Genomic DNA, 26,204 nt, shown 5'->3' on the forward strand with positions numbered 1-26,204 from the left:
CGCTCTCGGGGAATCCAGCATGGTCAAGCTCAACCGAATCTATACGCGCACCGGCGATGACGGCACGACGGGCCTCGTCGACGGATCGCGCACGCCCAAGGACGCCGCGCGGATGGCGGCGATCGGCGATGTCGATGAAGCGAACAGCACGATCGGTGTCGCTGTCGTCGCCTTGCGCGCCGCGGGGCTCGATCTCGCCTGGCTGCCGGCGTTGCTCGAGCGGATCCAGAACGATTTGTTCGACCTCGGCGCCGATATCGCGACCCCGAGCGCGGGGGAGGATGACGATTTCGCGCCGTCCGAGATGACGCTGCGTATCGTCGCATCGCAGGTCGCGCGGCTCGAGGACGAGATCGACCGGATGAACGCCGAACTGGGCGCGCTGACGAGCTTCATTCTGCCCGGCGGCACCGCCCCGGCGGCGGCGCTGCACGTCGCGCGCGCGACCGTCCGGCGCGCCGAACGCGCGGGCGTCGCGGCGGCGCGCGAGGTCGCGATCAACCCGCTCGCGCTCGCCTATTTGAACCGGCTCTCGGATTATCTTTTCGTTGCGGCTCGCGCAGTGAACCAAAAGGCGGGTGGCGACGTTCTTTGGCGACCCGGCGCGACGCGATAATCGCACCAGCGCTGCCGGGACTCGCTGTCCGTCAAGGTGACGGCGCGGGTCATACGGGGGAATGGTGAGATGACGACGCAACCGCAGACCGCCCCGATGCCCGACCCTGCGGGTCTTGCCACCCGCTTCGAAGCGGTGCGCGGCTTGACCGTCGGCCTGGTCGCGCCGTTGTCGGATGCCGATGCGACGGCGCAGTCGATGGACGATGCCTCCCCCGCCAAATGGCATCTCGCGCACACCACCTGGTTTCTCGAAACCTTCGTGCTGCGCGATTTCGTGGCGGGCTACACGCTCTATGACGCGCGCTTCCCCTTCCTGTTCAACAGCTATTACGAAGCCGAGGGGCAGCGCCATGCGCGCAACCGGCGCGGAATGGTGACGCGCCCCGCGCTCGACGAGATCCTCGCCTATCGCGCGCATGTCGATGCGGCGGTGCTGGCCGCCTTGCCCGATCTTCCGCAAGCGGCGCGCGCGCTGATCGCGCTCGGCTGCCATCATGAGGAGCAGCACCAGGAACTGCTGGTCACCGATATCCTGCATCTGATGGCGCAAAATCCGATCGAGCCCGCGATCTGGCCCGCCGCGCGCAAGGTGCCCGTCGCGATGCCGGGTCCGATCGGCTGGATCGAAGGCCCGGCCGCGGTGACCGAGATCGGGCATGACGGCGACGGCTTCGCGTTCGACGCCGAGGGGCCGCGCCACGCCGTGCTGCTCAGCCCGCATGCCATCGCCGACCGTACCGTCACCAACGGCGAATGGGCCGCGTTCATCGCTGATGGCGGCTATGCCGAGCCGCGCCACTGGCTCTCGGACGGCTGGGCGTGGGTCAAGCGCGAGGGCATCGTCGCGCCGCTCTATTGGGAGCAGGGCGAGTCGGGATGGACGCGCTTCGGGCTCGACGGACGCCGCGCGATCGATCCTGCCGCGCCCGTCACGCACGTCAGTTTCTACGAGGCCGACGCCTATGCCAGCTGGGCGGGCGCACGGCTGCCGACCGAGGCCGAATGGGAGGTTGCGGCGAGCGCGCACGATTCCGCCGGCGGGAATCAGATGGATGCGCCCGGTCCGGTCGAGCCGCGGCCTTCGGCGGGCGGTCCGGCATTCTTCGGCGATGTGTGGGAATGGACGGGCAGCGCCTTCCGCCCGTATCCCGGCTTCCGCGCGATCGAAGGCGCGGTCGGCGAATATAATGGCAAGTTCATGAGCGGCCAGTGCGTGTTACGCGGCGGATCGTGCGCGACGCCACGCGGCCATGCGCGCGCCAGTTACCGCAATTTCTTCTACCCGCACCAGCGGTGGCAATTCACCGGCGTGCGGCTCGCGAAAGACCTTTGAGATGTTGAAGCAGGAAATCGAGGACGGCCAGGCGTCGCTGGCCGACCCGGCGTTTCGCCAGGATGTATTGCGGGGCTTCGACATGCGTCCGCGCGCCATCCCAGCGCGCTGGTTCTATGATCGCGCCGGGTCCGAACTGTTCGAGCAGATCACCGATCTCCCCGAATATTATCCGACACGGACCGAGACGGCGATCCTGCGCGCGTGTGCGCCCGAGATCGCGGCGCGTGCCGGTGAGGGGCGTGCCGTCGTCGAATTCGGCTCGGGATCGTCGACCAAGACGCCGATCCTGCTGCAGGCGGTGGCGCCTGCGGCCTATGTGCCGATCGACATTTCGGGCGACTTCCTGCGCGAATCGTCTGCGGGGCTGGCCTCGGCGTTTCCCGGGCTGGACGTGCTTCCGGTCGAGGCCGATTTCATGCATCCGATCGCCTTGCCGATGCAGGTCGCAGCGACGCCCAAGCTCGGCTTCTTCCCCGGCTCGACGATCGGCAACATGATCCCGCATTCGAGCGTCGATCTGCTGCGCGCGATGAAGGAATCGCTCGGCGAGGGCGCGATGCTCGTGATCGGGATGGACCGCATCAAGGACGCGGCCACGCTCGAGGCGGCGTATGACGACGCACAGGGCGTCACCGCGGCGTTCAATCTCAACTTGCTGACGCGGATCAACCGCGAGCTTGCCGGCACGATCCCGGTCGAGCGCTTCCGCCACCGCGCGATCTGGAACGACGATCGGGCGCGGATCGAGATGCATCTCGAGGCGACCGAGGACGTGGCTTTCACGATCGAGGGGCGGCCGTTCGAAATGACCGCGGGCGAGACGATCCACACCGAGAACAGCCACAAATACGGCGCGCGCGACGCGCGCATCCTGCTGCGCGCGGGCGGGTGGACGCCGATCGCCGAATGGACCGACCCCGAGGGCAAGTTCGCGGTGATCCTCGCCGAAGCCCAGGCGGCACGGCTCGCGCCGTAAGACCTTCCCCGCCGCGCCAAATCCGCTATCGACGCGTCAAACGGATAGGAGCGGACGCATGGATACGGTCGGAGTCATCGGGGCAGGGCAGATGGGCGCGGGAATCGCGCAGGTTTCGGCGCAAGCCGGATACCGCGTGCTGCTTTCGGACATGAACCTCGCGCGCGCCGAGGCGGGCAAGGCGGGGATCGCCCAGCAGCTCGACCGCGCGGTCACTAAGGAAAAGATCACCGCCGAGGCCCGCGACGCGGCGCTGGCGCTGATCGAGCCGGTCGAGAGCGTCGCGGCAATGGGCCCGGCGTTCCTCGTGATCGAGGCGGCGACCGAGCGCGAGGAGATCAAGCGCGCGATTTTCGCCGAGGTCGGCAAGGTGTTGTCGCAGGACGCGGTGCTCGCCTCGAATACCTCGTCGATTCCGATCACGCGGCTCGCGCAGGCGGCACCCGATGCGGCGCGCTTCGTCGGTGTGCATTTCTTCAACCCGGTGCCGGTGATGGGGCTGATCGAATTGATCCGCGGTCTCGCCACCTCGGATGCGACGGTGGCGACGGTCGAGGCCTATGCGGGGCGGCTCGGCAAGCAGGTCGTGCGCGCCAACGATGCGCCGGGCTTCATCGTTAACCGCGTGCTGATGCCGATGCTCAACGAAGCGTGCTTCGCGCTCGGCGAAGGCGTCGCGACGATCCGCGACATCGATCTGGCGTGCCAATTGGGGCTCAACCATCCGATGGGCCCGCTGACGCTCGCCGATTTCATCGGGCTCGACACGTGTTTGGAGATCACGCGTGTGCTGTTCGAAGGGACGGGCGACCCCAAGTTCCGGCCTGCGCCGGTGCTGGTGAAATATGTCGAGGCGGGCTGGTTCGGCCGCAAGACCGGGCGCGGCTTCTACGACTATTCGGGCCCGGAGCCCGTGCCGACGCGCTGAGGTGCGTAAGCCCCTCCCCTTAAGGGGAGGGGTAAAGCGTCATCCTGGCCGGCGCATCTCGAAGCGCGTGTCGTCGCTGATCTCGAAATAATCGGCCGGGCCACCGCCGCGCAGGATCGGATGCGCTGCGGCGGTGCGGTAAGCGCCATCCTCGATCAGCTGCGGCGCGATGTGGATGCCGACGACCTCGCCGAGGATTAGCCAGGTGTCGATCTCGGCGCCATCGATGCCCTGCAAGCGCAGCGTCTGGGTGTGGCGGCACTCGAACGCGACGGGGCTCGCCGCGACGCGGGGTGGCGCGACGATCCGCGAGGGCGCGGCCTCGAGCCCGGCTAGCTCGAATTCGTCGACTCCGGCCGCGACCATCGCCGCACTTGCATTCATCGGCGCGGCGAGCTCGCGCGTCGCGAGATTCCAGACGAATTCGCCCGTCGCGGCGATATTGGCGACGCTGTCCTTCCAGCCGATCGAGGCGAAGCCGACGATCGGCGGGCGATAGTTGAGCAGCGTGAAGAAGCTATACGGCGCGAGATTGCGTGTGCCGTCGGTGGCGAGCGAGCTGATCCAGCCGATCGGGCGCGGCGCGACGATCGAATTGAGCGGATCGTGCGCGAGGCCGGGGACGGCGGCATGGCCGTTGCGCGGTTCGTAGAAATGCAGGTCTGACATGATCGGGCGGCCCTTGGCTCATATGTGCTGTCGTATTTGCGGTTTCGTCGGCGCGTCGCTGCGACTAAGGTGTAACCGAGCCGCCGTGTGGCGCGAATAGGGATCTGCATGACCGACGCACCCCAGCCAACCCCGGGACAACCCGCTTCGCCCACGGCCGTTCCCGCGAGCACCTCGATCTATCGCCATCGCCTCGCGACGCGGGTCTGGCACTGGGTCAATGCGGTGACGATCGTCATCATGATCGGCAGCGGGCTGACGATCCTCAACGCGCATCCGCACCTCTATTGGGGCGAATATGGCGCGAATTCGGATCATTCGTGGTTCAATCCGCCGCATATGCCGTCCTATCTAACAATCCCGGCGGGCTACAATCTGGCGATCGCGCGGCGTTGGCATCTGCTGTTCGCACTCGTCTTTGGCTTCGGCCTGCTCGCCTTCATGGTCGCGAGCGTGATCAACCGCCATTTCCAGAAGGATCTGCGGATCCGGCTGAAGGAGCTGGCGCCGTCGCACCTGTGGTTCGATCTGAAGGAGCATCTCGCCTTCCGCTTCCACGATCCGAAGCATCCGGCGGCGTTCAACATCTTCCAGAAGCTGTCCTATGCGCTGACGATCTTCGGACTGATCCCGACGATGATCGTCTCGGGGCTCGCATTGTCGCCCGCGATGACCGCGGCGTGGCCGTGGTTGCTCGCGGTCGTCGGCGGTCGCGCATCGGCGCGGTCGGTGCATTTCATCGCCGCGTCGGGACTGGTGGTGTTCATCATCGTGCACCTCGTGCTCGTGATCCTCGCGGGCGCCTGGCCCGAGGTGAAGTCGATGCTGACGGGCTGGTGGCGCGTGCCCGAAGACCGTGTGGAGGAAGCGGCATGAGCGGTATCATCACGCGGCGCGCTTTGCTCACCACTGGCGCGCTCGGCGCGGGCGCGCTGCTGAGCGGGTGCGATCAGGTCGCCAACACACCTGCGTTGCGCAAGATCCTGTTCTCGGGCGAGACAATCAACGAGGGGTTGCAGCGCGCATTATCGAACCGCGGCAGCCTGGCGAAGGAATATCGCCCCGACCAGATGTCGCCCTTCTTCCGCACCAACGGCACGCGCAACCCCAACACGCCCGATTACACCGCGATGTCCGCGGACAAGTTTTCGCAGTGGCGGCTGCAGGTCGGCGGGCTGGTCAACCGGCCGCTCGCGCTGTCGCTCGCGCAGCTCCAGGCGATGCCGGCGCGGAGCCAGATCACGCGGCACGATTGCGTCGAGGGGTGGAGTGCGATCGGCCAGTGGCATGGCCCGCTGCTCGGCACGCTCCTCAAGGCGGCCGACGTGCGCACCACCGCGCGCTATGTCGTGTTCACCTGCGCCGATCTGTTCTCGGGCCAGCATTATTATGAGTCGATCGACCTGATCGATGCCTTCCATCCGCAGACGATCCTCGCCTGGGCGATGAACGGGCATCTGCTCGACGTCGGCCACGGTGCGCCGGTGCGACTGCGGGTCGAGCGGCAGCTCGGCTACAAGCAGGCGAAATATATCATGCGGATTGACGCGGTCGCTTCGCTCGCCGGGATCGGCAAGGGTAAGGGCGGCTATTGGGAAGATGCGATCGATTACGATTGGTATGCCGGCATCTAATCGCTAAATACGCGCAGCTATGGCTTTGATCGACTTATTCCTCGCCAAGCGCGTCAAGCGCGGCACGCTCACGCTCCATCATGCCGATGGCAAGACCCGCACCTTCGGCACCGCGACACCGGGTTTCCCCGATATCGTCCTGCGCTTCACCGATGCCGGCGCTGCCGCCGCGATCGTGCGCGATCCGGGGATCGGCGCGGGCGAGGCCTATATGAACGGGCGGATGGTGATCGAGCAGGGTGACGCGCGCGATCTCGTCAAGCTGCTGATGAAGAACGATCCGTGGGAGGCCGGCCAGAACGGGCTCGCCGCGTCGCCGCTGCGGCGCGCGGTGCAAGCGGTGACGCTGCGCTTCGGACGGGTCAACATGGCGCGCCAGTCGAAGCGCAACGTCGCGCATCATTACGATCTGTCGGATCGGCTGTACGATCTCTTCCTCGATGCCGACCGGCAATATAGCTGCGCCTATTTCACCGATCCGGCCAACTCGCTCGAGCAAGCGCAGGACGACAAGAAGGCGCATATTGCCGCCAAGCTCGCGCTCGCGCCAGGGATGCGCGTACTCGACATTGGCTGCGGCTGGGGTGGGATGGCGCTGTACCTGCACCAGCAGACCGGGGCGGAAGTGCTCGGCGTGACGCTCAGCGAGGAGCAGTTGAAGGTCGCGCGCGAACGGGCAGACGCGGCGGGGGTGGCGGACAAGGTCACGTTCGAGCTGATCGACTATCGCCACGTCACGGGGAAGTTCGACCGGATCGTCTCGGTCGGCATGTTCGAACATGTCGGTCCCGCCAATTACACCACCTTTTTCCGCCAGTGCCGCGATCTGCTGACCGATGACGGCGTGATGCTGCTCCACACGATCGGTCGCGCCGGCGGGCCGGGCGTGACCGATTCGTGGACCGCGAAATACATCTTCCCGGGCGGCTACAATCCCGCGCTGTCGGAGATCGTCGCGGCGAACGAAGGGCTGCGCTTCATGATCACCGACATCGAAGTGCTGCGGCTGCATTACGGCTACACGCTCGACCAATGGTACGATCGCGTCGTCGCGGCGCGCGACGAGATCATCGCACTGTATGACGAGCGCTTCTATCGCATGTGGCAATTCTACCTCGCCGGGGCGGGGCAGTCGTTCCATTACGGCAGCATGGTCAATTACCAGGTCCAGTTCGCCAAGAACCGCCATGTCCTGCCGATCACGCGCGACTATATGCTCGAGGGCGAGCGCGCGATGCGCTCCCCGACGGTTGCACCTGCCGCGCTGGTCGCATAGGGCGCACCCGCGCCAAAACCGAAGGATTCGCTCGCATGACTGATCAGATCAACCGCGTCGTCCTCGCCTATTCGGGCGGGCTCGATACCAGCGTGATCCTGAAGTGGCTGCAGCAGACCTACAATTGCGAGGTCGTCACCTTCACCGCCGATCTCGGTCAGGGCGAAGAGTTGGAGCCGGCGCGGCGGAAGGCAGAAGCGGCCGGCGTAAAGCCCGAGCACATCTTCATCGACGATCTGCGCGAGGAATTCGTCAAGGATTACGTCTTCCCGATGATGCGCGCCAACGCGCTTTATGAGGGGCTGTATCTGCTCGGCACCTCGATCGCGCGGCCGCTGATCGCCAAGCGCCAGATCGAAATCGCCAAGATGCTGAACGCCGACGCGGTCAGCCATGGCGCGACCGGCAAGGGCAACGACCAGGTCCGCTTCGAGCTCGGCTATTACGCGCTCGCGCCCGACATCAAGGTGATCGCGCCGTGGCGCGAATGGGATCTGACCAGCCGCACCAAGCTGATCGAGTTCGCCGAACAGCACCAGATCCCGGTGAGCAAGGACAAGCGCGGCGAAGCGCCGTTCTCGACCGACGCCAACATGCTGCACACGTCGTCCGAAGGCAAAGTGCTCGAGGATCCATGGGACGAGGTCCCCGATTACGTCTATTCGCGCACGGTCAATCCCGAGGACGCGCCGAACGAGCCCGAGACGATCACGATCGATTTCGAGGGCGGCGACGGCGTCGCGATCAACGGCGTCGGCATGTCGCCGGCGACTTTGCTCGAGACGCTCAACGAGATGGGCCGGCGTCACGGTATCGGCCGGCTCGACCTGGTCGAAAACCGCTTCGTCGGCATGAAGTCGCGCGGGATGTACGAGACGCCGGGCGGCACGATCTATCACCTCGCGCATCGCGGGATCGAGCAATTGACGCTCGACCGCGGCGCCGCGCATCTCAAGGACGAGCTTGCGCCGCGCTATGCCGAGCTGATCTACAACGGCTTCTGGTTCAGCCCCGAGCGCGAGATGCTGCAGGCGGCAATCGACCACAGCCAGAGCAAGGTGACGGGCACCGTCCGCCTCAAGCTCTACAAGGGCAATGTCTCGGTCACCGGGCGCAAGTCGCCCTTCTCGCTCTATTCGGAGAAGGTCGTCACCTTCGAGGACGATCAGGGCGCGTACGACCAGCGCGATGCGGCTGGTTTCATCAAGTTGCAGGCGCTGCGCTTGCGGCTTCTGGGGCGGCGTGATCGCGCCTAAGCGTTTGACAATAGGCGGATGGGGTCAAGTGACGCGCGAAAACGGCGCGATCTAACTTCGCCTTAACCCCGTTCGCCTAAGTCGGTCGCGATGGACGCTCGCGAATCCCGATTGGCCCGCCGGAGCGACGCACTGTGTGCGCTCGCGCTGGCGGCGCTGCTGGGTGCGGTCTGGGCGTTTTGCGACCGGGGATTGCTTTCGTCACTGCACCTTCCCGACGCCGACGCCATGCTGCGGCTTCAGCAGATTCGCGACTGGCTGGCGGGGCAGGGGTTTGCCGATCTGCGTCAGCATCGGCTCGGTGCTGCGCCCGGACTTGCGCTGGAATGGTCGCGTCTGCCCGACCTCGCGCCCGGCGCGATCATCGCTGCGCTCGCACCGATCGCCGGCGCGCCGCTTGCCGAAATGATCGCCGTGATCGTCTGGCCGACCGCGCTGTTCGCTGCGGCGCTGCTGCTCGTCACACGGATCGCGCGCGCGCTCGGCGGCAGCGCGATCGCGCGCACCGCGACCGTCGTCGCTGCGATCGCCTTTCCCGCAACCACGATCTTTCTGCCCGGCAGGATCGACGCCGACGGGCTGCAGATCGTGCTGGTGCTGGTCATGGCGCGCGCGCTCGTCGCGCGGGCGGCGATCGAACCGGGCTTGGTCGCCGGACTTGCGGGGGCGGCGAGCCTTGTCATCGGGGTTGAGTACGCCCCGCTGATCGTGGCGGTCGGCGGTGCGATGGCGATCGAATGGCTGCGCGCGCGCAGCGGCGCCGACGACCGGATGATGGGGCTGGGGATCGGGCTCGGAGCGGGGCTGCTCGCCGCGTCGATCGTATTCCAGCCGATCGTATGGAATTATGCAGCGTGCGATGGTTTCACCATGACCGCCTGGCGCGCCGCAGTGATCGCCGCCTTCGCGCCGATGGGCATGGCGCTCGCCGCGCGCGACATCGCCAGTCCGGCGACGCGTGCGGTGTTGGGGACGATCATCATCGCGGTGGTCGCGACGGGGATCGTGCTGGTCGCGCCGGAATGCCTTGTACCGGATGGCGGCATCGATCCGATTCTCGTCCAACTGTGGCGCGCCGAGATTGCCGACGCGCGGTCGGTCACCATAGCGACGCTGCCGACCGTGATCGGCTATGCCGGGATGATGGTCGCGGGCGTACTGGCGAGCGGCTGGCGGCTGTATGCGACGCGCGACCAGCGTTGGGCCGGTCTGCTGATCGTCCAGCTTGCCGCGCTGCTGTTGAGCTGCGCGCAGATGCGCGGTGCATATGCCGGTGCGATCCTGGCCGCGCCCGGGCTTGCGGCGGTGATCGCTGCGGCGCGCGCACGTGGCGTGCTGCCGCTGGCCGGGGCGTGGATCACGTCGGCTGGGATTCTGTATCCGATCGCCGCGCAGGCATTCGTCGCGAGCCGCAGCGTCCGCGAGACTGCGGCGGACAGCTGCACCGCGCCAGCGACACTCGCGATGCTGCGACGTCTGCCCCCCGGTGGCTTGCTCGCGCCGCTCGAGCTCGGCGCCTATGCGATCGGCGCGACGCAATTGAGCGTTGTCGGTGCGCCCTATCATCGCAACGCTGCGGGCAACCTCGCGGTCTATCGCTTCTTCGTCGGCACCCCGGCGCAAGCCGCGGCGATCGCGCGCGGCTGGGACGTGCAGTATGTTGCGCTGTGCGGCGACAGCTTCGGTTCGGCAGGCGGCGCCTCGCTCGCCTATGCCATTCGGCAGGGCCATGCGCCGAACTGGCTCGTGCCGATCGCGCCGCCCGGCCGCGCGTTTGCCCTCTACCGCGTCGAAGCACGCTTGTTTTCGCAAACGCCACCGCAGTAAGACCCCGCAAATGCGGGAAGGTTTCTCAATATCGCGCTGCTCGCAAGCGCGCTGGTTCGGGTGTGTCGCGATCACCGCGACGGCGTGCCCATCGGCATCGCGCCGTGTCGTCTCCTGCCGGTCAGATCGGCCATGCGGCGCATACCGGGCCGCTCGTGTTGCACTGCCTGGCGCGACTTCGCTTGTCGCACCGCCCGTTTCGCCGGTAAGGCGCTAGCATGCCGAACGAGACTTCTTCCGATCTACAATGGTGGCAGACGCGCTGGTTCGTCGCGGTGATGGCGCTGATTGCGATCATCCCCTTGCTGCGTCCCGAAATCCCGCCGCTGGTCGATCTGCCGGGCCATATGGGGCGCTACCGCGTGCAATTGTCGCGCGACGAATATCCGTGGCTGTCGGACTGGTACAATTTCAACTGGCAGCTGATCGGCAATCTCGGGATCGACATCCTGATCATCCCGCTTGCCAAGCTGTTCGGGCTCGAGCTCGCGGTGAAGCTGCTGGTGATGACGATCCCGGTGCTGACGGTTACCGGGCTGCTGTGGATCGCGCGCGAGGTGCATGGGCGCATCCCGCCGACCGCCGTGTTCGCGCTGCCGCTGGCATACAGCTATGCCTTCCAGTTCGGCTTCGTCAATTTCGCCTTCTCGATGGCGCTCGCGCTCAACGCGTTCGCGCTGTGGCTGCGGCTCGCGCGGCACCAGCGCTTCGGCTTGCGTGCGGCGATCTTCGTGCCGCTCTCGTGCATCATCTGGGTGGCGCACACCTTTGGCTGGGGCGTGCTCGGCGTGCTGGCGTATTCGGCCGAGATGGTCCGCCAGCATGATGCGCGGGTCGATCGCGGTCCGCTAAGCTGGATCAAGGCATGGCTGCGCGCCGGCGTCGGTTGCGTTCCGCTCGCCCTGCCGATGGTGTTGATGGTGGTGTGGCGCAGCGGCGAGCATGTCGGCGGGCAGACCGGCGACTGGTTCAACTGGCGCGCCAAGATCGGCTATATGACGATGGCGCTGCGTGACCGCTGGATCACCTTCGATCTCGCCGGGATGGCGCTCCTGCTGCTGATCCTGTTCCGCGGTTTTCGCGATCCGAGCGTCGAATATTCGCGCAATCTCGGCCTTTCGGCGCTGTTCCTGCTCGCGGTGTTCATCCTGCTGCCGCGGATCGTGTTCGGATCGGCCTATGCCGACATGCGGCTCGCGCCGTTCATGCTCGCCATCGCGGTGATCGCGGTGCGCCCGAAAAAGGGCCTGTCGATCCGTGGCAGCGCGACGATTGCGGCGCTCGGGCTCGCCTTCGTACTGGTGCGGATCGCGGCGGGTACGGCGAGCTTCTGGATGTTCGCGCAGGATTACGACCGCGAGTTGAAGGCGCTCGATCATCTCCCGGTCGGCGCCAAGCTCGTCACCTTCGTCGGCGCGCAATGCGGTGCGCCGTGGAAAATGACGCGGCTCGAACATCTCCCCGCGATCGCGCTCGAGCGCCGCGCGGCCTATGCCAACGATCAATGGTCGATGGCGGGCGCGCAGTTGCTCACGGTGAAATATGTCCGTGCGCAGCGCTTTGCGCACGATCCGTCCGAGATCGTGACGAGTGTGCAATGCCCGCGCGAATGGTGGCGCCCGATCAGCAAGGCGATGGCGCGCTTCCCGCGCAATGCCTTCGACTATGTCTGGCTGATCCGCCCGCCGGCGTACGATGCCAAGTTCAACCAAGGGCTGATCCCGATCTGGCGTGACGGGAGCAGCGTGCTGTTCCGCGTCGACCATAGCCAGCGCGGGATCGAGATCAGCGACGCCGCGCTGAAGACCGCGCGCCCGCGTCCGACGCCGTTCTAGCCTTTCTTGAACGGCGTCATCGCGCCGAGGAATTCCTGGTCGGATTCGACCGAGGCGCGCTCGCGCACCAGGAAATCGGCGATCGCGCGGCGGAAGCCCGCATCGGGGATGTAATGCGCCGACCAGGTCGGGACCGGGACATAGCCGCGCGCGAGCTTGTGCTCGCCCTGCGCACCCGCCTCGACGGTCTTCAATCCGCGCGCGATCGCGGCGTCGATCGCCTGGTAATAGCACAGCTCGAAATGAAGGAAGGGGACATCCTCGGTGCAACCCCAATAGCGGCCGTAGAGCGTGTCCTCCCCGATCAGGTTGAGCGAACCCGCGATGGGACGCCCGTCGCGCTCGGCAAAGATCAGCAGGACACGCTCGGGCATCGTCTGGCCGAGCAGCGTGAAGAACTGCCGCGTCAGATACGGCTGGCCCCATTTGCGCGCGCCGGTGTCCTGGTAGAACACCCAGAAGGCGTCCCAGTCGGCCTCGCTGATGTCGGCGGCCGAGATATGGCGGATCGTCAGGCCCTCGACCGCGCCAGCGCGCTCCTTGCGGATCGCCTTGCGCTTGCGGCTGGCGAGATCGCCCAGAAATCCGTCGAAATCGGCATAGCCCTGGTTCTGCCAGTGGAACTGCGTGCCCTCGCGGATCAGCCAGCCCGCCGCCTCGAATGCGGGGAGCTGTTCGGACGCGACGAAGGTGGCGTGCGCCGAGGACAGGCCGTGCTGGTCGGTCACCGCCTCGATCGCGGCGATCAGCGCGGGCGCTTGGTCGGGATCGCGCAGCAGCAGCCGGGGGCCGGGCGCGGGGGTGAAGGGCACGGCGATCTGCAGCTTGGGGTAATAGGATCCGCCGGCCCGCTCCCACGCGTCGGCCCAGCCATGGTCGAAGACATATTCGCCCTGGCTGTGGCTCTTGGCATAAGCCGGGGCGATCGCAGCGGGCTTGCCGTCGGCGCCGTCGACGATGATCGGGATCGGTTGCCAGCCGGTGCGCGGCCGCGCGCTGCCCGACGATTCAAGGATCGACAGGAAGGCGTGGCTGACGAAGGGATTGGCGGAGCCGGCGCAGGCATCCCAGTCTTCCGCCGGGATGGCGGCGATGCCGTCGACGATACGGGCGGTGACGGCGTTCTTCACGTCCCCAAGCTAGGGGGTCGCAGGCGCTTTCTCAACCGCTGGCGCCGCGAACGACCAGCATAAAGCGAGCAGGAGGAACGGCGTGACGAATTCGCGGTGGCGTTCCCCGAATTCGAACCACACGCCGAACAGCAGCAATTGCAGCCCGCAGGCGGCGATCAGCAGCACGAGCGTGAAGGGCAGGCGCGGTCCGAGCTTGAACGCCGCGCCGCCGAGCAAGGCGAGATGCGCGAGCATCGACAGCGGCCACAGGGCGGCGGCGAGCACGCGTGGCACCGGCGGACCCATCGCGACGAGCCGCGTCACGCCGAACTGCGCAATGCCCGACGCGCGGACGAATTTGGTCAGCGTCAGCCGGACGAAGCCGACCGGATGCGTACGGATCCACTCGACCGCGATCGCGCCGATGCGCTTGCCGTAAGCGAGCTCGGGGATCCCCTTGAGGGCGGGCGGCGGCGGTTGCCAATTGCCCGTCGCATCGGGATTGTTGCCAATCCACAGGCTCGCGCCGCTCGCGGTGGTGAGCGGGACGAAAGCGTGGAACACTGCCCAGTTGCGCACCCACCACGGCACCAGCACCACCGCTGCGACCACGCCGCCTTGCAGTCCCGCGCGCAGCATCGGCCACAGCCCGATCCGGCCGACGAGCACCAACCCGAACACAGCGGCGAGCGGCGCCTCGCCCGGCTGCGTCAGCGCGAGCAACCCGGCCGGAACCCCGAGCGCGAGCGCACCGCGCCAGCCCGCGCGGCGATCGATCCAGGCGAGCGCCAGCAAGAGGACGAGCAGCGCGCACAGCGACTCCTTCTGCGCAAGCGGCGCCGAAAACAGCACCGACGGCCAGATCAGATAGAGCCAGGCGGCGCGGCGTCCGGCCACTGCACTGCCGAGCCGGGACCCCAGGACGAAGAGCAGCCATGCCGTCGCACCATCGGTCAGCGTGCCGAGCGTCAACACAGCGGCCGTGTCGAACCCGAAAACCGCGCCCCAGCCTGCCAGCAGCAGCGGATAGAGCGGCGGAAACAGCGCACGCCACGCCGAGCCGAAGAACGGATCGTGGATTACCAGCCCGTGGCCAGCGAGCAGGCCCTTGGCGAGATTGAGATAGGCGTTGGGGTCGCCGGTCGATGTGCGCCCGACGGCAAGCAACGCGAAGACGCTGCGGACCACCACGAGCGTCGTCGCCAGCGCGGCGAGCGGCCCGATGCCGGGGCGCTCGCGCAGGATGTCGAACCCGGTTGCGGCGAGGGCGATCCAGCCGGCGACCGCGCCGATCGAAGCGACAGTGATGCCCCATCGCGCGTTCAGATCGGGGATCGAACTGAGACCGTAGAGCAGCAGCAGCCCCAGCGCCGCCTGGACGCTCCATCTGGTCCAGCGCTCGATCTGGGTCCTGCGCGGCATCACTGCCCGAAAGCAGTCACTCGGTAGAGCAAGGTGATCGCGACGCGGCGGTTGCGCGGATCGGAGGGATTGTCCTTGATCATCGGCTCGCGGTCGGCGACGCCCTCGATCCGGTTGAATCGCGTGTCGGGCAACCCACCCGCGGCGAGCCGGCGCCGCGTCGCTTCGGCGCGCGCGCTCGACAGCATCCAATTGTTCATCGCGAGCGGATCGCCATAGCCCAGATTGTCGGTGTGCCCGCGGATCATGATCGGGTTGTCGGTGCCCTTGATCGATTTGGCAATCATTCCGAGCAGCGCCGACGCGCGCTGATCGAGTTGCGTCGTGCCGAGATCGAACATCGAATAATCGGCATCGTCGAGCAGATCGATCCGCATCCCGTCATTGGTCTTGACGAAGCGGACATGGTTCGAGAGGCGCGCGAGGGCCGGGTTGGTCGCCATCGACTTGGTCATGGCGTGCTTCATCGCCTCGAAATTCTTGCGATCCTCGGTCGTCAGCGCCTTGTCCTTGAGCGTGCCCTTCTGCCCGGTGCCGACCTGGTCGCCGCCGATCGCCTCGACCGGGATCGTCATCGAGCGCGTGCCGGTCTGCGAGGCGCGGTGTGCGTAATTGTCCTTCGACGTCATCGAATCGCCACCGAAGATGCCGTTCGAGCCCGCGCTGTTTTCCTTCATCTGGACGAGCGTCGGCGAGAAATAATCGGCGAGCGCCTTGCGCTGCTTTTCATTGGTCGCACCGAGCAGCCACATCAGCAGGAAGAATGCCATCATCGCCGTCACGAAATCGGCATAGGCGACCTTCCATGCGCCGCCGTGATGGCCGCCATGACCCTCGATATAGATCTTCTTGTAGATGATCTTGGGCGGCACGTTGGCGCCGTGCGGGGCGCGGGCGGCGGCCATCAGCGTCGGCCTGTCGGAAGGGGCTCACGCGACGGCGCGAAGGCGCGAAGCGGAGAGGAGTCACGCGGAGCCGCGGAGACGCGGAGGAAGAAGGAGGCGTTTGCGCGGCAGCGCAGAGCGCGCAGTTCCCGCAAAGCAGGATGCGCGCGCGCCAGCGCGCTGTCGTCTTCCGCACGGCAATGGTGCAGCGCTGCCGAAGCAACGACGTGCGACGCCGCCGCGTCTCCGCGTCTCCGCGTGAAAGTCTTTTTCGCGCCTTCGCGGCTTCGCGTTAGATCCGTCACGATTACCGCCCCCGCAACCCGTCGAACACCTCGGCGAAGCCGGGTTGGTTCGAATGCGCGATGCCAGAGCGCGCTGCTTCGATGACGAGCGGCTGCGGGTGGCCGTGGAGCGAGGCGATGATGATCTGCTTGACGACATGGTAGATCGCGCCATCGGCATCGAGCACTTGCTTGAGGCGATTGGCGAGCGGCGCGACGATGCCGTAGGCGAGCAGAACGCCCATGAAGGTGCCGACCAGCGCCGAGCCGATCATCGCACCGAGGATCGCCGGCGGCTTGTCGATCGACCCCATCGTCTTGACCACGCCGAGCACCGCCGCGACGATGCCGAGCGCGGGGAGCGCGTCGGCGAGCGTCGCGATCGTGCCTTGCGGGCCCTCGACCTCGTGGTGGTGGGTCTTGATCATATTGTCCATCACGTCCTCGACAGCATGGACGTCGAGCGTGCCCGACGACACGACGACGAGCCGGAGCGTATCGGCGATCAGGTTGGTCAGCGCATGATCCGACAGCAGCCGCGGATATTCGGCGAACACTGCGGAGGAAGCGGGATCCTCGACATGCGGTTCGAGCGCGATCGGGCCTTCGGTGCGCAGCATCTTCATCAATTTCGACACGAGGAAGATGACGTCGAGATAATCCTGCTTCTTGTATTTCGGGCCCTTGAAGACCTTCATCAACCCGCCGCCGAGCGCCTTCAGCTCCTTCATCGAATTGCCGATGATGAGCGCGCCGACTGCGGCGCCGCCGATGATCAGCATCTCGTGCGGGATGGCCTCCATCACGGGGCCGAGCGCGCCGCCGGTGATCGCGAAACCGCCGAAGATCATCACGAGAAGAACGACTATGCCGATGACCGGAAACATGAGTGGCGGTGGCCCCTGGCTGACGCGGGTCGGGTGGACCTGCGGACTATGATGACGGCTTAGCGGGGATTGGTGTTCAACCAGTTAACCAACGAAGGTTTGTTTTACCCCGATCGCCCTCAGGAGCGGGGCGAGCCGCGCCGATCGCTTGCGCTCCCGGCGGAAGACCGGCTTATTTCAGGTAATCGAACAGCGAGAGCGAGCCGAGCTTGGTGAAGCTTGCTTGCGTTGCCGAAAGCACCGTCATCGTCTTCTGCAGTTCGGCGATCGCGCTCGACAGGTCGGTATCCTCGAGCGCCGAGCGATCGAGCTCGCGCGCGCTGGCGGCGTCGGTCGACTGCGTCGAGACGATGTCGAGCCGCGCCGCGCGCGCGCCGACCGAGCCCTGGACCGCGTTGACCTGCGTCATCGCGCCCTTCAGTCCATCGGCCGCCGTGCCCGCAGCACTCGAAATGTCGCCGCCCGCGTTGAGCGCCGAGATGAAGTTCGCGAGCACCGCAAACGCATCGGTCGTGCCGCCGCCGCTCGTCGGGATGTTGCCGAACACGCGCTGCGCGCTGTCGGTCGCCTGGATGTTGGTGCCGTCGGCGATCGGGATCGCCGAGACTTCGCCCGTGCCGCCGAAGCTGACCGTGCCGTCGGCGGCCTGGGTCACCGCATTTGTGCCAGTCGCCGCGCCGAACAGCGGCTGGCCGCGCGCATCCTTTGTTCCAGCCAGATTGACGAGATCGTCGCGGATGCTCTGCAGCTGGATCGCGATCGCCTTGCGGTCGGTGTCGTTGAGCGTGCCGTTCGCGGCTCGCGTGGTAAGCTCGGCCGCCTGCTGGAGTTGGGTGCCGATCGCGCTCAGCGTCGAATCCGACTGCTGCAGCAGCGATGTCGCCATGCTCACGTTGCTGGCATAGGCCTTGCTGTCGGCGGTCGCCTGTTTGATCGTGGAAAGGCGGTTGTACGCGACCACGTCGGCGGACGGATCGGTGAACTTCTTGGTCGACGCGATCTGCGTGTTGAGCGTGTCGGCCTTGGCCGACAGCTTCGACAGCTGCGACGCTCCGGTATCGTAGAATTGGCTGGTGCCGATCTGCATGGCGGGTCCTAGCGGATGTCGAGGATCGACTGGAGCGTGTCGCGCGCGACCTGGATCACGCGGCTTGACGCCGAATAGGCTTGCTGGAAGCGCAGCAGGTCGACCGCTTCGCTATCGAGGTTGACCCCCGATACGGCGTCGCGCGCGGCAATTGCATTGTCGCGGATCGACCCTTGCGCTGTCGCGACTTGCTGGCGGCTGGCGAGCGTGGCGGCGTTGCTCGAGACGAGCGCGGTAGCCTTGGTCTCGAACGCGCCGGTGGTGCGCAACGTGGCGAGATTGGCGAGGTTGCTGTTGTCGCGCGGGCTCGCGCCCTTGGCGGCGGCGGCGATGCCGTTCGGGTCGGTGAGTGCGACGGTGATGTCGGTCGCGCTGCTGCCGGTCGCGAACAGCGCTGCGCCGGCAGTGCCCGTAAGGTCGCTGCCTTCCGCCTGGACGGCGTTGACGCCGCTGGTGAAGGCGCTGGCGATCCCACCGAGCTGGATGCGGGCATCGGCGATCCGCGCTGCGGCCTCGACCACGCCTGCAAGCGCGCCGCCCGACGAGGTCACCGGCGCCACGCCGTCGGCGGCTTGAACGGTGAAGGCGACCGTCCCGTCGGTGCCACGCGCAAAGCCGACGCTTGCCGACTGGTTGCCCGCGACGAGCGTCGGGCCGCCGCCGTTGCCGAACTTCACGCTCGCGCGCCCGGCCGAGTCGGTCGAAACCGAGAGATCGCTGATTGCGCTCATTTGATTGAGAATCGAATCGCGCTGGTCGGCGAGTTGCGCCGCGCCGTTCGAGCCGGGTTGTACGCGGCCAAGCCCGTCATTGACCTTGGCGAGGGCGGTGCCGAGCGCGGTCAGTGTCGTCACCGCCTGCGTCGCGGTCGTATCGAGATCGGCGTCGAGGCTGTCGAGCGCGTTGCCCGTTGCAGTGAAACTGGCGGCGACGGTCTTGGCCTGTTCGAGCATCGCTGCGCGCGGCGCCGATGCGGTGGGATCGGCGGCGACGGTCTTGGCCGAATTGAAGAAGCCGGTGATCTGCTCGCCGACCTGGTTGCCGGTCAGCGCGCTCTGGATGCGGCCGAGCCATTCGACGCTGGTGTCGGTCCGCGCGAGATCGGCGCTGGCGTTGCGTACGTCGGCGGCGCGCAGCGAGTCGGCCGAGCGCGTAATTCCGGCGGCGATGACGCCTTGCCCGACCGCGATCTTGCTGCCGCTCGCGATGCCGAGCGCGGGCGCGACTTCGCGCAAATCCGCGGTCCGCTTGGCATAGCCCGGCGTCGCGGCATTCGCGATATTCTCGGATACGGTGGTGAGCGCGGTCTGATACGCCTTCACCCCGCTCGCGCCGATGCTGAGCAGGTCGCTCACGGCGTCTTGCCCTCAGCCGGTGGCTCGGCGGCGGGCTGCAGGGCGGCCTGCGACTTGGCGAGGAACGCGGTCATCGCCTTGCCGATGCCGAGCGGCGCATGCTCGGCCATGTTCTGCGCGACTTGCGTGTCCTGCATTTCCTTGAAGGTATCCATGCCCTTCGAGCCGAACAGGCCATCCTCGGCGAGATGCGTCGACCGCATCGACTTGACCATCATGCCGGTGAACACCGCTTCGAATTTCTTGCCGGCGGCCTCGAGGTTGGCGCGGCTCTGCAAGCGGCTGGTGTCGACGCTGATGCCTGTCGTCGGGCCCGGGATCGGGGTGATGGCGGGAACGTCGCTCATAGCACGATCAACTCGGCCTTGAGCGCGCCGGCTTCCTTGAGCGCTTCGAGGATCGCGACCAGATCGGCCGGCGAGGCGCCGATCGCATTGACCGCCTTGACCACGTCGGACAGCTTGGGGCCGGGCTCGAGCAGGAACATCGGGTGCTTTTCCTCGTCGACCGCAACTGCGGACTTTTGCTGCTTGGCGGTCTGGCCCTGGCTGAATGGCAAGGGCTGGCTGACCTTCTCGGTTTCGTCGATCCGCACCGTCAGCTTGCCGTGTGTCACCGCGGCGGTGCCGACGCGGACCGCAGAGTTGATAACGACCGTTCCCGTCCGGGCATTAACAATTACTTTTGCCGAGGGTTCGGCCGAGACGACGTCGAGGTTCTCGATCTCGCTCATCAGCGTCGCGCGGATGTCGCCGCCGACCGGCGCGCGGACCGCGACCGAGACGGCATCGGTCGCCTGCGCGGTGCCCGCACCGAGCCGCGAATTGATCGCGCCGGCGACGTTCTGCGCCGTCGTGAAATCGGCGCGTGCGAGGTTGAAGGTCAGGGTGGGCGTGTTCTCGAACCCGGTCGCGACGGCGCGCTCGACCGTCGCGCCTTCGGGGATGCGGCCCGCCGAGGGGATGTTGACGACGATCGTCGAGCCGTCCTTGCCCTCGGCACCGAGGCCACCGACCGCGAGATTGCCCTGCGCCATTGCATAGATCTGGTTATCGGCGCCGAGCAGCGGGGTCATGATCAGCGCGCCGCCGCGCAAGGACTTGGCCTTGCCCATCGAGGCGACGGTGATGTCGAGCTTCTGGCCGGGCTTGGCGAAGGGCGGCAGATCGGCGGTGATCATCACGACGGCAGCGTTCTTGAGGCCGGGGTTGACGTTTGCGGGCAATTGCAGCCCGAAGCGCGAGGCGACCGCCTTCATCGACTGGATCGTGTATTCCAGATTGTCGTCGCCCGTGCCGGGCAGGCCGACGACGATGCCGTAGCCGGTCAGCTGGTTGGTGCGGATACCCTGGAAGCCGCCGAGATCCTTGATCCGGTCGGCCGAGGCGGGGGTGGCAAACAGCACGGCGAAAAGGAAAGCGAGCACCAGCTTCCAGCCGTCACCCCCGCGAAAGCGGGAGTCCCGCTTCTTGCCCGCGGTCCGAAGGAGAAGCGGGACCCCCGCTTTCGCGGGGGTGACGGGGGGGAGGGCGCGCGAAAGGGTCATCAGAACGGGCTCACCACCGAGAAGAAGCGGCTCAGCCAGCCCTGGCGGCTCGCGCGCGCCACGTCGCCCTTGCCGGTATAGGCGATCTGCGCGTCGGCGACGCGCGTCGAGGGAATGCGGTTGTTGGCGTCGATATCGGCCGAGCGGACCAGCCCCTTGATCTGGACGAACTCGTCGCCGCGGTTGAGCGTGACGCGCTTCTGCCCTTGGACGAGCATCGTGCCGTTCGAGAGCACCTTGCTCACCGTCACGCTGACTTCGCCCGACAGGCTGTTCGACTGGTCGGCGGCGCCGCTGCCGTTGAAATTGCGCGACCCGCTCATCGACACGTCGGTGCCCTGGAACAGCGCGAGCCGGCCGGTTGTCGGCGGGATCAGGCTGAGGCCGCCGCTCGAGCCGAGCTTTGAATTGGCCGATTTCGACGCAGCGGTCGCTTCGACCAGCACGATCGTCAGCGGATCGCCGACGCGGCGCGCGCGCGTGCCTTCGTAAAGCGCGGCATAGCCAGTGCTCGCTTGGAAGATCGACCCGTTCGCCACCAGCGGCGCCTCGGGCTCGGCTGCGGGGAGTGCCGCCGAGAAATCGACCGGAGGCTTCTTCTTGCCGCCGAACAGGTTCGCTTGCGCGACCGTCGGCACCAAAGCGAGCGTCAGGACGCAGGCGATTCGGAGAGAGAAGGATGTCATGGTGTTAACCATCACAGATTTTGGTTAACATATTTCAGCATCTCGTCGGTCGCGGTGATCATTTTCGAATTCACCTCATACGCGCGCTGCGTCTCGATCATGTCGACGAGCTCCTCGACGACGTTGACGTTCGATCCTTCGAGCTGCCCCTGGCGGATGTTGCCGCGGCCTTCTTGTCCCGCGATGCCGAGATTGGCCGCGCCCGAGGCCGAAGTCTCGGCGAGGTAATTGTCGCCCTTCGACAGCAGGCCCGCGGCATTGGGGAAGCTCGCGACCTGGATCTGGCCGAGCTGGGTCGAGGCCGACTGGCCGGGGACGGTCGCCGAGACGGTGCCGTCGGTGCCGACGGTGATCGCGGTCGCGCCTTCGGGGATCGTGATGCCGGGCTGGACCTGATAGCCCTCGCTCGTCACCAGCAGCCCTTCGGGGCTGCGCGAGAAATTGCCCGCGCGGGTGTAGCCGAGCGTGCCGCCGGGCAGCTGGACCTGAAAATAGCCATCGCCGTCGAGCGCCATGTCGAGGCTGTTGTTGGTCTGCTGGAACGACCCTTGCGTATCGATCCGCGCGGTGCCCTGGATCTTGACGCCGGTGCCGAGGTTGAGCCCGGTCGCGTATTTCGATTCCGAAGAGCTCGGCGCGCCCGGCGCGGTCACCGTCTGGTAGGCGAGCGTCTCGAACGCGGCGCGGTCCTTCTTGTACGCCGTGGTGTTCACGTTCGCGAGGTTGTTCGAGATGACGCGCATGCGCATGTCCTGGGCATCGATCCCAGTCCGCGCGATCTGCATGGCTGCACTACCCATGGTCTATTCCTTCTTCAGCTTGGCAGCCGCATCAGCGATGCGCTGGATTCATCCATGTCCTTGGCCGACTTCATCAGATTGGCCTGGACCTCGTAGCTGCGCTGGTTCTCGATCATGTCGACCAGCGCCTGAGTCATGTTGACGTTCGATCCCTCGAGCGCGCCGCTCTCGATCTTGGCGTCGACATCGGCGGGGAGCACCCCGCCGCCGCGCACGTAGAGCAGATTGTCGGTGCCCTTGACGGTGTCCGACCCCTTGGCGCTGGCGATCTTGAGCGTGTCGATCACTTGCGGACTCTTGATGTCGCCGCCGATCGGAATGATCGAGATCTCGCCGCTCTGCGAGATACTGACGCTTTGTGCCGGCGGGATGGTGATCGGGCCCCCCGACCCGATCACCGGGAAGCCGTCGCCGGTCTGGAGCACGCCCGAAGGCGCGATTTCCAGATCCCCGCGGCGCGTATAGGCTTCGGTCCCGTCGGTCGCCTGGACGGTCAGCCAGCTGTCGCTCGCCACCGCGACGTCGAGCGGACGCCCGGTCTGCTGGATCGTGCCGGCCTTGCGATCGGCATCGACCACTTCGGCCGACGCGGGCGTACGCGTGTCGAAATCGGAGCCTTGCAAGGACAGCCGGTCGAACACGACGCGATCGGCGCGAAAACCGATCGTCGAGGCGTTCGCCATATTGTTGGCGATCGCGGCCTGCGACGCGAGATGCGCCTTGAGCCCCGAGGCCGCGGTGTAAACCAGCTTGTCCATGCGCTACTCCAATCGCCTCCCGATCAGCCCTGGATCTGGATGATCGTCTGCGAGATCTGGCTGGCGGTATCGAGAGCCTTGGCATTTGCCTGGAAGTTGCGCTGCGCCGCGATCAGATTGACCAGTTCCTCGGTGATATCGACGTTCGACCCCTCGAGCGTGCCCGACAGCATCGAGCCGAAGCCGTTCTCGTTGGCGGCGCCGAGCGTCGCCTGGCCCGAAACGCCGCTCGCCGACCAATAGCTGTTGCCCATCTGGCGAAGGCCCGTTGGATCGGCGAAATTGGCGAGCGCGACCTTGCCGAGCGCGACGGTGTCGCCGTTCGAGTAATTGGCCGAGACGATGCCCTGCGTATCGACCGACACGCCGGCGAGCATGCCGACCGAAGACCCGTCGACGCTGCGCGTATTGACCGCGAACGCCGTCGAGGCTTGCGTCGAACCCGCCAGATTGACCGTCAGCGTCTGCGAGACGCCGCCGGTGCCGGGCATGAAGGCGTCATAGGCGATCGCCGCGGTCGGCGCGGTGAGCTTGCCGTCGCTGCCGAACGTCACGGGCGTTCCCGCGGTCGATCCGCCGACGGTCAATTCCTTGTCGCCGGCAAAGCTGTGCACCGTCCAGGCATTGTCCGCGGTCTTGACGTAATAGTTCGTGAGCGTGCTCGCCTTGCCCGACGAATCGTAGATCGTCGACGTCGTCGTGCTGTTGTAGCTCGCGGCGTTGGTCGGGCTGAACGTCGCGGACGGCACGCTCGCGGCGGCGTAGAGATTGACGCCGAGCGCGACCTTGCCGGTCGCCACCGGGGTGCCGCTCGTCTCGGCCAGGTTGAGCGCGCTCAGCCCCGCCGCGCCCGTTGCGGTGGCGTTGCCCTTGGCATCGACCGGATAGCCGAGCAGCGCCGACCCTTGCGCGTCGACGATGTTGTGCGTCGCCGGATCGACCTTGAAGCCGCCGTTGCGGGTATAGGCGGTGGTGGGATTGAGCCCGGCGGTCTTGACCGTGAAGAAGCCGTCGCCGGTCACCGTGAGATCGAGCGCGCCGCCGGTGGTCTTGAGATTACCCTCGGTGAATTGCTGTTGGTTCGCTTTGACGACCACGCCCGACCCGACGAGCTTGGTCGGATCGGTCGCGATGCTCGAGGCGATCACGTCGGCGAAATTGGTGCGGCTCTTCTTGAAGCCGTCGGTCGAGACGTTGGCGAGGTTGTGGCTCACGGTCGAGAGTTCGGTCTGCGCGGCCTGCAGGCCGCTGAGCGAGGTGTAGAAGGACATGGCGGACTCCTGAAAATCTGGGAAGAAAGCGGGGGAAGGGCGTCAGCCGACTTGGCGAATCGCACTCAACGCGACCTGGCCGACACCGGGGACGGTGAGCGTCGGGCTGCCAGTGGCGGGAACCGAAACGGTGGAGACCGGCGCCCACACCAGATTGCGGCCGGCGACGCTGCCGCTGGCGCTGCTCGCGCTGATCGAGACGGTGAAGGGGCCGGCGCCGGCGTCGGTGCCGCTCGCGGTCTTGCCGTCCCAGTCGTAATTGATCGTGCCGGCCTTCTGCGCGCCGAGGTCGAGCGTGTTGAGCAACTGGCCGTTGGCATCCTTGATCGCGACGCGGACTGCGCTCGCATCACCGTCGATCTCGGCCGCGCCGGCGATGCCGCCGCTGGTCCGGCCGTAGGCGGTGCTGCCTTCGGTCAGGATCGTCTTGCCGACATAGGACAGCGCGTCGGCGGTGCTGGTGGCGCCGAGCTTGGTCTGGATCGCCTTCAAGGTCGTGCCCATGTCGGCGATGCCCGAGGTGCTGGTGATCTGCGCGAGCTGCGCGACCATCTGGCTGTTGTCGGTCGGCGAGAAGGGATCCTGGTTCTGCAGCTGCGCGGTGAGCAGCTTGAGGAAATCCGACGTGCCAAGCGAGGTCGACTTGGCGGTGGCCGCTGCGGCCGAAGTCGACTTCGTCGCGCTGATGCCGAGGCTGGAGAGCGTGGAATCGAAGGTGCTGGCCATGTTAGCGTCCCATCTTGAGGGTATCGAGGATCAGCGATTTTGCCGTCTGCATGACCTCGACATTGTTCTGGTAGGTGCGCGAGGTCTCCATCATGTCGACCAGTTCGCGCGTCTCATCGACCGCCGATTCCCAGACGTTGCCGTCCTTGTCGGCGAGCGGATGCGACGGATCGTAATGCTTCGACGGCGTCTCGCCGGCGGTGACGATGCTTTCGACGTTGACCGTCGCGAGGCCCGAGGCCTTGTCGTACTGCGTGCGGAAGATCGGCTTGATCGTGCGGTAGGCGGTCTCGGCGCTGGTCGTGACCGAGCCGGCATTGGCGAGGTTCGACGCGGTCGTGTTCATCCGCACGAGCTGCGCGGACATCGCGCGCCCGGCGACCTGGAAGATCGTGAGAGGATCGGCCATTCTATTCGCCTCGCAGTGCACGGGTGATCTGGCTGATCCGCCCGTTGAGGAAGGAAAGCGTCGTCTGATAGGCGACGGCGTTCTCGGCAAAGGCGGTCTGCTCGGTCGCGAGCTCGACGGTGTTGCCATCGAGCGAAGGTTGCGAGGGCACGCGATATTGCAGCGCGCCGGTGATGCTCGCATTGCCGCCGCCAGCATTTTCGACCGCGGCGAGCGCGGTGTGGAAATCGACGTCCTGCGCCTTGAAGCCCGGGGTCGAAGCGTTGGCGATGTTCGACGCGAGCACGCCCATGCGCTGCGAACGCACTTCGAGGGCTGACCCATGTACTCCGAACAAACTGTCGTTGGGCATCGCCCGTCTCCAGCGCCTTATTGCGCGAAGGGGTATCAGCAAGGGGCGTGCCAAATGGAGTATGGGCGTGAAATGCGGCATTCGGCGGGAGCGGGCGGCAAACGCTTGCCGGAAGGCGGCAATACGATTGCCGGTCGTCGCCCTGGCGCAGGCCGGGGCCGCTGCGACATGAGAGAGCCGGCGTAGCGCGCGGGTGACGCCGTGCGCGGTCCCATGGCGGCCCCGGCCTGCGCCGGGGCGACGCGGGGGTGAAACTGGCCCGCGCCTTGC

26 protein-coding genes are annotated in these 26,204 nt (G+C 66.6%); 10 read left to right on the plus strand and 16 right to left on the minus strand.

The window, feature by feature from the left end:
* The first annotated feature begins 19 nt into the window (after window positions 1-19).
* From E2E30_RS17310 to E2E30_RS17325, 4 genes are all read left to right on the plus strand, one after another.
* Complete coding sequence (locus E2E30_RS17310) at window positions 20-616, plus strand: cob(I)yrinic acid a,c-diamide adenosyltransferase (RefSeq protein ID WP_133191607.1); 597 nt, start codon at window positions 20-22, stop codon at window positions 614-616.
* Between the two features lie 96 nt (window positions 617-712).
* Window positions 713-1,951, plus strand: a complete 1,239-nt coding sequence (gene egtB, locus E2E30_RS17315) for an ergothioneine biosynthesis protein EgtB (RefSeq protein ID WP_240699123.1) — start codon at window positions 713-715, stop codon at window positions 1,949-1,951.
* A 1-nt stretch (window position 1,952) separates the two neighbouring features.
* Window positions 1,953-2,930, plus strand: coding sequence for an L-histidine N(alpha)-methyltransferase (egtD, locus tag E2E30_RS17320; protein WP_133191609.1), 978 nt, complete (start codon window positions 1,953-1,955; stop codon window positions 2,928-2,930).
* A gap of 58 nt (window positions 2,931-2,988) precedes the next feature.
* Window positions 2,989-3,858 (plus strand): 3-hydroxybutyryl-CoA dehydrogenase, encoded by an 870-nt coding sequence (locus E2E30_RS17325; RefSeq protein WP_133191610.1) that lies wholly within the window; start codon window positions 2,989-2,991, stop codon window positions 3,856-3,858.
* A gap of 39 nt (window positions 3,859-3,897) precedes the next feature.
* Here the strand turns inward: E2E30_RS17325 and E2E30_RS17330 are convergent, their stop codons facing one another.
* The gene (locus E2E30_RS17330) at window positions 3,898-4,527 is read right to left on the minus strand and encodes a flavin reductase family protein (protein ID WP_133191611.1); all 630 of its coding nucleotides are present in this window, start codon (window positions 4,525-4,527) and stop codon (window positions 3,898-3,900) included.
* Window positions 4,528-4,635: 108 nt separating this feature from the next.
* On the opposite strand from E2E30_RS17330, the gene E2E30_RS17335 reads away from it, so the two are divergent.
* The 6 genes from E2E30_RS17335 to E2E30_RS17360 all read left to right on the plus strand — a co-directional run bounded on the left by E2E30_RS17335 (window position 4,636) and on the right by E2E30_RS17360 (window position 12,355).
* Window positions 4,636-5,403, plus strand: coding sequence for a cytochrome b/b6 domain-containing protein (locus E2E30_RS17335; RefSeq protein ID WP_133191612.1), 768 nt, complete (start codon window positions 4,636-4,638; stop codon window positions 5,401-5,403).
* Window positions 5,400-6,161 (plus strand): molybdopterin-dependent oxidoreductase, encoded by a 762-nt coding sequence (locus E2E30_RS17340; RefSeq protein ID WP_133191613.1) that lies wholly within the window; start codon window positions 5,400-5,402, stop codon window positions 6,159-6,161. Before E2E30_RS17335 ends, E2E30_RS17340 begins: the two co-directional genes overlap by 4 nt.
* Window positions 6,162-6,180: 19 nt before the next feature.
* A complete protein-coding gene (locus E2E30_RS17345; RefSeq protein ID WP_133191614.1) occupies window positions 6,181-7,437 on the plus strand; it encodes an SAM-dependent methyltransferase in 1,257 nt (418 codons plus the stop codon).
* Window positions 7,438-7,472: 35 nt separating this feature from the next.
* Window positions 7,473-8,693, plus strand: coding sequence for an argininosuccinate synthase (locus E2E30_RS17350; protein ID WP_133191615.1), 1,221 nt, complete (start codon window positions 7,473-7,475; stop codon window positions 8,691-8,693).
* 111 nt (window positions 8,694-8,804) lie between these two features.
* A complete protein-coding gene (locus tag E2E30_RS17355; protein WP_165954555.1) occupies window positions 8,805-10,520 on the plus strand; it encodes a hypothetical protein in 1,716 nt (571 codons plus the stop codon).
* Between the two features lie 218 nt (window positions 10,521-10,738).
* On the plus strand, window positions 10,739-12,355 hold the full coding sequence (locus E2E30_RS17360) for a hypothetical protein (RefSeq protein WP_133191617.1): 1,617 nt from the start codon (window positions 10,739-10,741) through the stop codon (window positions 12,353-12,355).
* On the opposite strand, the gene E2E30_RS17365 is transcribed toward E2E30_RS17360, so the two are convergent.
* The 15 genes from E2E30_RS17365 to flgB all read right to left on the minus strand — a co-directional run bounded on the left by E2E30_RS17365 (window position 12,352) and on the right by flgB (window position 25,934).
* Complete coding sequence (locus E2E30_RS17365) at window positions 12,352-13,485, minus strand: GNAT family N-acetyltransferase (RefSeq protein WP_133191618.1); 1,134 nt, start codon at window positions 13,483-13,485, stop codon at window positions 12,352-12,354. The genes E2E30_RS17360 and E2E30_RS17365 overlap by 4 nt on opposite strands.
* Window positions 13,486-13,494: 9 nt before the next feature.
* Window positions 13,495-14,889 carry a glycosyltransferase gene (locus E2E30_RS17370; protein ID WP_133191619.1) on the minus strand — a complete coding sequence of 465 codons (1,395 nt, stop codon included), beginning with the start codon at window positions 14,887-14,889 and terminating at the stop codon, window positions 13,495-13,497.
* Complete coding sequence (locus E2E30_RS17375; protein WP_133191620.1) at window positions 14,889-15,794, minus strand: flagellar motor protein MotB; 906 nt, start codon at window positions 15,792-15,794, stop codon at window positions 14,889-14,891. Before E2E30_RS17375 ends, E2E30_RS17370 begins: the two co-directional genes overlap by 1 nt.
* A 286-nt stretch (window positions 15,795-16,080) precedes the next feature.
* Window positions 16,081-16,944, minus strand: a complete 864-nt coding sequence (motA, locus tag E2E30_RS17380) for a flagellar motor stator protein MotA (RefSeq protein WP_133191621.1) — start codon at window positions 16,942-16,944, stop codon at window positions 16,081-16,083.
* A gap of 172 nt (window positions 16,945-17,116) precedes the next feature.
* Window positions 17,117-18,031 (minus strand): flagellin N-terminal helical domain-containing protein, encoded by a 915-nt coding sequence (locus tag E2E30_RS17385; RefSeq protein WP_133191622.1) that lies wholly within the window; start codon window positions 18,029-18,031, stop codon window positions 17,117-17,119.
* Window positions 18,032-18,039: 8 nt separating this feature from the next.
* The gene (gene flgK, locus E2E30_RS17390; RefSeq protein WP_133191623.1) at window positions 18,040-19,386 is read right to left on the minus strand and encodes a flagellar hook-associated protein FlgK; all 1,347 of its coding nucleotides are present in this window, start codon (window positions 19,384-19,386) and stop codon (window positions 18,040-18,042) included.
* Entirely contained in the window at window positions 19,383-19,733 is a 351-nt protein-coding gene (locus tag E2E30_RS17395) for a rod-binding protein (RefSeq protein WP_133191624.1), read from the minus strand. Before E2E30_RS17395 ends, flgK begins: the two co-directional genes overlap by 4 nt.
* Complete coding sequence (locus tag E2E30_RS17400; protein ID WP_354288133.1) at window positions 19,730-20,812, minus strand: flagellar basal body P-ring protein FlgI; 1,083 nt, start codon at window positions 20,810-20,812, stop codon at window positions 19,730-19,732. Before E2E30_RS17400 ends, E2E30_RS17395 begins: the two co-directional genes overlap by 4 nt.
* Window positions 20,813-20,931: 119 nt before the next feature.
* Window positions 20,932-21,618, minus strand: coding sequence for a flagellar basal body L-ring protein FlgH (locus E2E30_RS17405; RefSeq protein WP_133191625.1), 687 nt, complete (start codon window positions 21,616-21,618; stop codon window positions 20,932-20,934).
* Between the two features lie 11 nt (window positions 21,619-21,629).
* Complete coding sequence (flgG, locus tag E2E30_RS17410; protein WP_010184707.1) at window positions 21,630-22,418, minus strand: flagellar basal-body rod protein FlgG; 789 nt, start codon at window positions 22,416-22,418, stop codon at window positions 21,630-21,632.
* A gap of 14 nt (window positions 22,419-22,432) precedes the next feature.
* The gene (locus E2E30_RS17415; RefSeq protein WP_133191626.1) at window positions 22,433-23,176 is read right to left on the minus strand and encodes a flagellar basal body rod protein FlgF; all 744 of its coding nucleotides are present in this window, start codon (window positions 23,174-23,176) and stop codon (window positions 22,433-22,435) included.
* A gap of 23 nt (window positions 23,177-23,199) precedes the next feature.
* Complete coding sequence (locus E2E30_RS17420) at window positions 23,200-24,447, minus strand: flagellar hook protein FlgE (RefSeq protein WP_133191627.1); 1,248 nt, start codon at window positions 24,445-24,447, stop codon at window positions 23,200-23,202.
* A 42-nt stretch (window positions 24,448-24,489) separates the two neighbouring features.
* On the minus strand, window positions 24,490-25,173 hold the full coding sequence (locus E2E30_RS17425; RefSeq protein ID WP_133191628.1) for a flagellar hook assembly protein FlgD: 684 nt from the start codon (window positions 25,171-25,173) through the stop codon (window positions 24,490-24,492).
* A 1-nt stretch (window position 25,174) separates the two neighbouring features.
* Window positions 25,175-25,582 (minus strand): flagellar basal body rod protein FlgC, encoded by a 408-nt coding sequence (gene flgC, locus E2E30_RS17430; RefSeq protein WP_133191629.1) that lies wholly within the window; start codon window positions 25,580-25,582, stop codon window positions 25,175-25,177.
* Between the two features lies 1 nt (window position 25,583).
* A complete protein-coding gene (gene flgB, locus E2E30_RS17435) occupies window positions 25,584-25,934 on the minus strand; it encodes a flagellar basal body rod protein FlgB (protein ID WP_133191630.1) in 351 nt (116 codons plus the stop codon).
* Between the last annotated feature and the right edge of the window lie 270 nt (window positions 25,935-26,204).

This window comes from Sphingomonas sp. AAP5, from assembly GCF_004354345.1.
Lineage (GTDB): Bacteria > Pseudomonadota > Alphaproteobacteria > Sphingomonadales > Sphingomonadaceae > Sphingomonas > Sphingomonas glacialis.

Excerpts from the sequence above, each read along its gene's own strand:
- E2E30_RS17310 (WP_133191607.1), top strand. The coding sequence starts at position 20 with ATGGTCAAGCTCAACCGAATCTATACGCGCACCGGCGATGACGGCACG.
- motA (WP_133191621.1), bottom strand. The coding sequence starts at position 16,944 with ATGTTTCCGGTCATCGGCATAGTCGTTCTTCTCGTGATGATCTTCGGC.
- E2E30_RS17360 (WP_133191617.1), top strand. The coding sequence starts at position 10,739 with ATGCCGAACGAGACTTCTTCCGATCTACAATGGTGGCAGACGCGCTGG.
- egtD (WP_133191609.1), top strand. The coding sequence starts at position 1,953 with ATGTTGAAGCAGGAAATCGAGGACGGCCAGGCGTCGCTGGCCGACCCG.
- E2E30_RS17425 (WP_133191628.1), bottom strand. The coding sequence starts at position 25,173 with ATGGCCAGCACCTTCGATTCCACGCTCTCCAGCCTCGGCATCAGCGCG.
- E2E30_RS17370 (WP_133191619.1), bottom strand. The coding sequence starts at position 14,889 with ATGCCGCGCAGGACCCAGATCGAGCGCTGGACCAGATGGAGCGTCCAG.
- E2E30_RS17375 (WP_133191620.1), bottom strand. The coding sequence starts at position 15,794 with ATGGCCGCCGCCCGCGCCCCGCACGGCGCCAACGTGCCGCCCAAGATC.
- E2E30_RS17325 (WP_133191610.1), top strand. The coding sequence starts at position 2,989 with ATGGATACGGTCGGAGTCATCGGGGCAGGGCAGATGGGCGCGGGAATC.
- flgC (WP_133191629.1), bottom strand. The coding sequence starts at position 25,582 with ATGGCCGATCCTCTCACGATCTTCCAGGTCGCCGGGCGCGCGATGTCC.
- E2E30_RS17420 (WP_133191627.1), bottom strand. The coding sequence starts at position 24,447 with ATGTCCTTCTACACCTCGCTCAGCGGCCTGCAGGCCGCGCAGACCGAA.
- E2E30_RS17395 (WP_133191624.1), bottom strand. The coding sequence starts at position 19,733 with ATGAGCGACGTTCCCGCCATCACCCCGATCCCGGGCCCGACGACAGGC.
- E2E30_RS17330 (WP_133191611.1), bottom strand. The coding sequence starts at position 4,527 with ATGTCAGACCTGCATTTCTACGAACCGCGCAACGGCCATGCCGCCGTC.
- E2E30_RS17405 (WP_133191625.1), bottom strand. The coding sequence starts at position 21,618 with ATGACATCCTTCTCTCTCCGAATCGCCTGCGTCCTGACGCTCGCTTTG.
- E2E30_RS17340 (WP_133191613.1), top strand. The coding sequence starts at position 5,400 with ATGAGCGGTATCATCACGCGGCGCGCTTTGCTCACCACTGGCGCGCTC.
- E2E30_RS17415 (WP_133191626.1), bottom strand. The coding sequence starts at position 23,176 with ATGGACAAGCTGGTTTACACCGCGGCCTCGGGGCTCAAGGCGCATCTC.
- E2E30_RS17385 (WP_133191622.1), bottom strand. The coding sequence starts at position 18,031 with ATGCAGATCGGCACCAGCCAATTCTACGATACCGGAGCGTCGCAGCTG.
- flgG (WP_010184707.1), bottom strand. The coding sequence starts at position 22,418 with ATGGGTAGTGCAGCCATGCAGATCGCGCGGACTGGGATCGATGCCCAG.
- E2E30_RS17345 (WP_133191614.1), top strand. The coding sequence starts at position 6,181 with ATGGCTTTGATCGACTTATTCCTCGCCAAGCGCGTCAAGCGCGGCACG.
- E2E30_RS17350 (WP_133191615.1), top strand. The coding sequence starts at position 7,473 with ATGACTGATCAGATCAACCGCGTCGTCCTCGCCTATTCGGGCGGGCTC.
- flgB (WP_133191630.1), bottom strand. The coding sequence starts at position 25,934 with ATGCCCAACGACAGTTTGTTCGGAGTACATGGGTCAGCCCTCGAAGTG.
- egtB (WP_240699123.1), top strand. The coding sequence starts at position 713 with ATGCCCGACCCTGCGGGTCTTGCCACCCGCTTCGAAGCGGTGCGCGGC.
- E2E30_RS17335 (WP_133191612.1), top strand. The coding sequence starts at position 4,636 with ATGACCGACGCACCCCAGCCAACCCCGGGACAACCCGCTTCGCCCACG.